The organism is Anaerotruncus sp. AF02-27, assembly GCF_003465835.1.
GTDB classification, from domain to species: domain Bacteria; phylum Bacillota; class Clostridia; order Oscillospirales; family Ruminococcaceae; genus Anaerotruncus; species Anaerotruncus rubiinfantis.
The window spans coordinates 1-5524 of the sequence record NZ_QSBX01000054.1; the positions used below are offsets into that span (position 1 = coordinate 1).

Sequence of the window (5524 nt, forward strand, 5' to 3'; positions counted from 1 at the left end):
CCTGCAACATTTTCTTTCGTCAAGCCCGCTTTGGAGCTTGACTTTTTATTTGCAGGCTTGATTATGGTAAGATGTGGTAAAGGAGTGGTCCGTTTGAGAATTTTCAAAAAAAATCTCTTAATTAATTTAAGCCATCTTTCTTCACTTGAGCTTAAAATCTTGAAACTTGTGCGTAACCACATGGATCAAATTCCAAGCAACGCAAGCGTACACGCCTATTTTCGTTTCAAGTATGATGTTGATGCCTCGATCAATCATCTTTTATTCTTGAATTTTATCGTTCCGGTTCCCCGGACTGAAAAAGATAACGTTACCGGCTATATCCTCGGGAAAGACGGTATAGACTACCTTGATCGATATTACAACCTGCTTCGCGGCAGGATTTTTCGAATTTTAACAATTATTGTTGCGGCTATCGCTTCCGCCGCCGCCGTATTTGCGCTTTTTTAACGAATAATCAAATTTAAAACGCCATACACAGATACGAGCGCATAAAGGAAATATACCGAATTGTGTAAATTGGTGAGTTCATCTCCAATTTTCTTTAACTGGCGTTTAGATTCTTCATCCATACATTTTCCACCTCCTACGCCCGCTACACGCGGGCGGTTTTTCTTTTACCCCGTTCAGCTTTCTTCCGAAAACTTTTCATATGGGACGCAAAGGGCGTCACAAATTTTCACATACTCTTCTGCAAGCATTTTTCTTTTTCCAGAGAGGGTTAAACACAAAGTATCTTCGCGCATCCCTATCTTTTGTGCTAACTTCTTTTGCTGTATATTGTTAGAACGCAAATAGTCAGTAATATTAACTTCTAGTGTCATATTAATCTCTCCTCCATATCAATTTAAAATTTACTTTATCCATATTATAGTAAATTTAAAATTGAAAGTCAATATATAATTCAATTTAAAATTTATAAATTTATAATTGACATAAAATAAATTGTGTGATAGTATATGTCTAAAGGTGGTGGAGCCAATGAATTATTTAAGGCTTGGTGCAGAATTAAAGCGAGCAAGAGAGGCCGCGGGATTAACTCAAAAGCAAATTTCCGACAGGTTGAATGTAACCGCTCAAACTGTAAGCGCCTGGGAAAATGGTAGAAATAAAATAGATATAGATACATTTTCGGAATTGTGTAAAGTATATGGGATTGATTTTGCAAATACATTAAAACTTCTGAATGATGGAAGTGATAATATCAATCCTTCTCAAAATTCATTATATGGATTGAATCCCGAAACCGTACAAATAGCTAGAGCTTATGAAAACGCGGACAAAGGTACCCAATCCGCAGTGCGAAAGCTACTTGATATAAAAGATCCCCCTCATATACCGGATATGAAGGAGATCAAAAAGTTTGCGGAGGAAGTTTTCAAAAACGAAAATATGCCTACGAAGAAGTAAAAACGTACTACTTTGACAGAAATAGAGGCATCCTTGTTATAATCGTCTGGTGCGATTTGGGGGATGGATTTGTAGGCACAAATGACTACTATTGAGGTACATAATTGGACAATAGGAGGTATTGACATGGGATTACGTTTTAGAAAAACCAAGCAAATAGCCCCTGGATTACGTCTAAATTTCAGTAAAAAAAGTGTTGGTTTGAGTATTGGTAAGAAAGGACTTCGATACTCGATTAATTCAAGCGGAAGAAGAACCAAGTCATTTGGAATTCCTGGGACCGGAATCTCATATCAAACCTATTCTCAAGCAAAACGGCCAAGTATTTCTAGCTCTACATCCGAGCAAAAAACACTACCTAGCAATCGCAATTTTCAAAAAAATGTAAAAGCTAAAACCCCGTCATTCCCATTGTTGCTATTAGGCATATTTTTCACATTCAGTTCAATACTCTTATTCTCAAAAGGAGAGTATGAGAATTTTAGAATGGCAATTACATTCGGATTGTTATTCTTTTTAATTTGGGCGATTGGGCAGCGAAAACCAAAAGAAATATCTCCGCAGGCTAAACCTATCATTTTGCCTCCAGCCGAAAATTTTGAATTCAAAATTTAAAAAGGAGATACTAAAATGTATTTTGGCTTTTGCAAGATATGTCATACCTTTACTTGGGGTGGAAATGATCACAATGGAATTTGTGTAAAATGTCAGACTAGAGCGGCACTTGTATTTTTTGATATTGCAGCTAGTGCCTTTTCTAATCTAGAGAACGCGCTTAATGAAAAAAATATTCAGAAAAAATTCGATTACTTGCAGGGCTCTTTATACGGATTCTCTTGGATTGCAAAGGATCGAAAGGCTGTTTTAATGGATTATCTTTTTCCCGCAATAACAATCCCCGAAGGATGGAAAACTGGAATTTCACATGCCGAACAGCTTTGCCAGTACATTAATACTCTAATTGCAAATTTGCAAAACTTTATTAAGGATATTCAGTTCCTATGCTTAGAAAAAATTAAACAAGAGGAAGGTTGCAAGAGATCAGATATTGAAAAATATATTCTGGATAAGATTCAAGTATCCGGCAAAAGCATCGGAACTTGTCCTTATAGTATAGATGATTCTGTACGATTCGTCTTAGAGAAGGCCGAAAATGAAAGAATAATTGGAAAACAATTAATAGGAAACGCTTACCGATATTATTCAAATAAATAAAAAATCCGCCACCAGCGGCAACTGGAAGCGGATGTAATGCAGCCCCTATAAACCGTGTTAAAATTTATGGCTCTGCGCGTTTATTATACCGCATTTTTCCGCGGCACGCAAGGGCTTTGGGAAGATGCAAAGGCATGTCAAAATAGCGGATTTGAAATTTCCGATCATTTCGGTGAAGCCACCAATATGATAAAAATTGGAAAAGGCGGCACTCGAAAGGTTGATGATTATTGGCTATCGAGATATGCTTGCTATTTAGTCGTGCAAAATGCCGATCCATCTAAAGAATTGGTTGCTTTGGGGCAGTCTTATTTTGCTATACAGACCAGGCGCCAAGAACTGACTGATGAATTTGAGCGTCTAAAGGAGGACGAGCGAAGGCTACAATTACGCACCGAAATGAAACGCCATAATGTACAGCTCATGGATGCCGCTAAAGATGCCGGCGTAGAAACTACATTGGATTATGCCATCTTTCAAAATCATGGATATATGGGTTTATATGGCGGGCTTGATGCAAAATCCATTCACGCTCGAAAGGGGTTAAAGGAAGGGGAAAAAATTCTTGATCATATGGGGAGCACGGAATTAGCTGCTAATCTTTTCCGCGCTACGCAAACCGAGGAAAAATTGCGTCGAGATGGTATTGTGGGGAAAACTGCTGCAAACGATACCCATTTACAAGTTGGCGCAAAAGTAAGACAAACAATCAAAGAGCTAGGCGGAACTATGCCCGAAGATCTTCCCTCTCCTGACAAAAGCATAAAGCAACTCGAGCGGGAGAAGAAAAAGAAGTTGAAAGATTCCAACAAATAATATATGTAGCATGAGAGGTGGTGTTTTACGTGATCTGCTCAAAGTGCAATATCGAGTTGCCCGATGAGGCCATTTGCTGTTGGAAATGCGGCCGAAAGATGATCCGCAAAACCCGCCGTAGATCACAGCGACCGAAAGGCACCGGTACGATTGTAAAAATGCCGGGAAAGCGCGCGCGTCCTTTTGCGGCGTACCTTCCCGCGGATTATTCGTCCGGCAAGGTGGAGCGCCTCCTGTTAGGCTCTTTTGAGACCTACACCGCGGCCGAGGCCGCCCTGGACGCTGCCACTCATGCCAAAAACCCAAAGGCGCATATAACTACTTTAGAGGATCTCTATAACGAGTTTTGCGCCACTCCATACTACAAGGGGCTTTCAGATTCCGGCAGGCAGTCGCACACCACCGCATGGCAAAGGCTCAAAGTCCACGCCTCAGTTCCCGTGGCCGAGTACAAAACGGCGCATATTCAAAGCGTCATTGATAGTTTGGCAGAGGCCGGTAAATCAAAGTCGTTGGTAAACAAGGTTCGCAACCTAGCCTCCCTGCTCTGCAAACAGGCCATGAAAAATGATCTCATGGATAAAAACTATGAGCGGCTCACAGATTTGGACGGCAAAGATACAAAAGAGTCTGTTCCGTTTACTGATTTCCAAATGATGGCGCTGTGGCGGCACAGAGAGCTTAAAACAGTCAAGGCGATACTTGTTATGTGTTATACCGGACAAAGGCCAGGGGAGGCCCTTTCCGCCCGCGTAGAGCGCATTGTGCTCGGAGAGTTTAACTATCTGCGTTCTGGGAGCAAAACAGACGCGGGCCGGGGCAAAGACGGGGCAGGGAGAATTATTCCCCTCCCGATCGAAATTCTCGACATTGTAAACGAGCTGATCGACGGCCGGAGCGAAGGTCCATTGATCACCTCCGCAACGGGAATCCCATGCGATCTAAACAACTGGCGCAAACGCGAGTTTTACCCAACGCTTGCAAAGCTGGGTATCCAGGCAATCCCGGACAAAGAGCACCCCGCCATACTTACGCCTAATTCCTGCCGCCATACCTTTTATACCAACATGCGGCGCGGCGGCGCTGACCTCGAAATTCTCGCGGAGATCATGGGGCATGAGGATGTGGAGACCGGTCTCGAAAACTATAACCACTATACCGCTGACGATATTAAGCGAATTTGCACGCAAGCGAATAAATTTCCAAAATACAAAACAGGGGGATGAGTTGACCTCATCCCCCTGTTTTGTCATCAGTTTGTCATCAGTTAAATATTTTAAAGCATGTTTTTCCATGATTTTACAAAAGAAAAGAACCCCGTAAACTGGCTTTATAAGCCTGTTTACGGGGTTCTTCTGGAGCTGATAATCGGATTCGAACCGATGACCTCATCCTTACCAAGGATGTGCTCTGCCGACTGAGCTATATCAGCATTTTTTATCATTTTTTGGGGCCAGCGTTCAGCCAACGAAATTTATTATACATGTCCAGGCTATCTTTGTCAATACCTAAAATACATTTTTCATGCAGTTTCTCACGGATCTTCTTCCCTGGTTAGGATTTACCGATTTTCATTTGAAATACGGGCAATCGAAAGAGAATAAAAATAAGAAGCTGGTAAACCAACTTCTTATTCTTGGCAGGGGCAGAAGGATTCGAACCCTCGGCACGTGGTTTTGGAGACCACTGCTCTACCGGCTGAGCTATACCCCTTTATGAAATTTTCAAAACTCAACAAGAGCTATTATACCTTGTGGGAACAGATTTGTCAACAGTTTTACCATGTTTTCCATGGGTAGTTCACACTGCCTATGAAAGAGAAAATCCGTGAACCGTAAGAGGGTTCACAGACTTTCCGCGCTGTTTTGAGCACCCAACAAGATATACAGGCACATTCAAAGTTCTGGTGGGCCATCAGGGATTCGAACCCGGGACCGACCGGTTATGAGCCGGTTGCTCTAACCAACTGAGCTAATGGCCCGCAAAATAAAAATATCCCCGCCGCCGGCTGGCAGCGGGGTATTTTGGCTCCCCCTGTCTGGCTCGAACAGACGACCCTGCGGTTAACAGCCGCATGCTCTAC

At 42.2% G+C, this 5524-nt stretch carries 7 protein-coding genes and 3 tRNA genes; 6 read left to right on the forward strand and 4 right to left on the reverse strand.

The genetic code is table 11. The features are described from left to right. The coding region (locus tag DWV16_RS19230; protein ID WP_207661955.1) for a hypothetical protein at positions 1 to 450 on the forward strand (450 nt) is incomplete at its 5' end. Between the two features lie 176 nt (positions 451 to 626). Here the strand turns inward: DWV16_RS19230 and DWV16_RS18525 are convergent. After that, entirely contained in the window at positions 627 to 824 is a 198-nt protein-coding gene (locus tag DWV16_RS18525) for a helix-turn-helix domain-containing protein (RefSeq protein WP_118480908.1), read from the reverse strand. Between the two features lie 157 nt (positions 825 to 981). On the opposite strand from DWV16_RS18525, the gene DWV16_RS18530 reads away from it, so the two are divergent. The 5 genes from DWV16_RS18530 to DWV16_RS18550 all read left to right on the forward strand — a co-directional run bounded on the left by DWV16_RS18530 (position 982) and on the right by DWV16_RS18550 (position 4667). Then, positions 982 to 1410 carry a helix-turn-helix domain-containing protein gene (locus DWV16_RS18530; protein ID WP_118480910.1) on the forward strand — a complete coding sequence of 143 codons (429 nt, stop codon included), beginning with the start codon at positions 982 to 984 and terminating at the stop codon, positions 1408 to 1410. 126 nt (positions 1411 to 1536) lie between these two features. After that, positions 1537 to 2025: a DUF4236 domain-containing protein gene (locus DWV16_RS18535; RefSeq protein ID WP_118480912.1), complete on the forward strand. Its 489-nt coding sequence runs from the start codon at positions 1537 to 1539 to the stop codon at positions 2023 to 2025. Between the two features lie 15 nt (positions 2026 to 2040). Further along, positions 2041 to 2625, forward strand: a complete 585-nt coding sequence (locus DWV16_RS18540) for a hypothetical protein (protein ID WP_118480914.1) — start codon at positions 2041 to 2043, stop codon at positions 2623 to 2625. Positions 2626 to 2679: 54 nt separating this feature from the next. After that, complete coding sequence (gene dinD, locus DWV16_RS18545) at positions 2680 to 3441, forward strand: DNA damage-inducible protein D (RefSeq protein ID WP_243007375.1); 762 nt, start codon at positions 2680 to 2682, stop codon at positions 3439 to 3441. Between the two features lie 98 nt (positions 3442 to 3539). Beyond that, the gene (locus tag DWV16_RS18550; protein ID WP_118480918.1) at positions 3540 to 4667 is read left to right on the forward strand and encodes a site-specific integrase; all 1128 of its coding nucleotides are present in this window, start codon (positions 3540 to 3542) and stop codon (positions 4665 to 4667) included. A 130-nt stretch (positions 4668 to 4797) separates the two neighbouring features. Here the strand turns inward: DWV16_RS18550 and DWV16_RS18555 are convergent. The 3 genes from DWV16_RS18555 to DWV16_RS18565 form a co-directional block, all read right to left on the reverse strand. Further along, positions 4798 to 4873 (reverse strand) — tRNA-Thr (locus DWV16_RS18555). A gap of 205 nt (positions 4874 to 5078) precedes the next feature. Then, positions 5079 to 5154 (reverse strand) — tRNA-Trp (locus DWV16_RS18560). Between the two features lie 191 nt (positions 5155 to 5345). Beyond that, a tRNA-Ile gene (locus DWV16_RS18565) sits at positions 5346 to 5422 on the reverse strand. Positions 5423 to 5524: the final 102 nt, after the last annotated feature.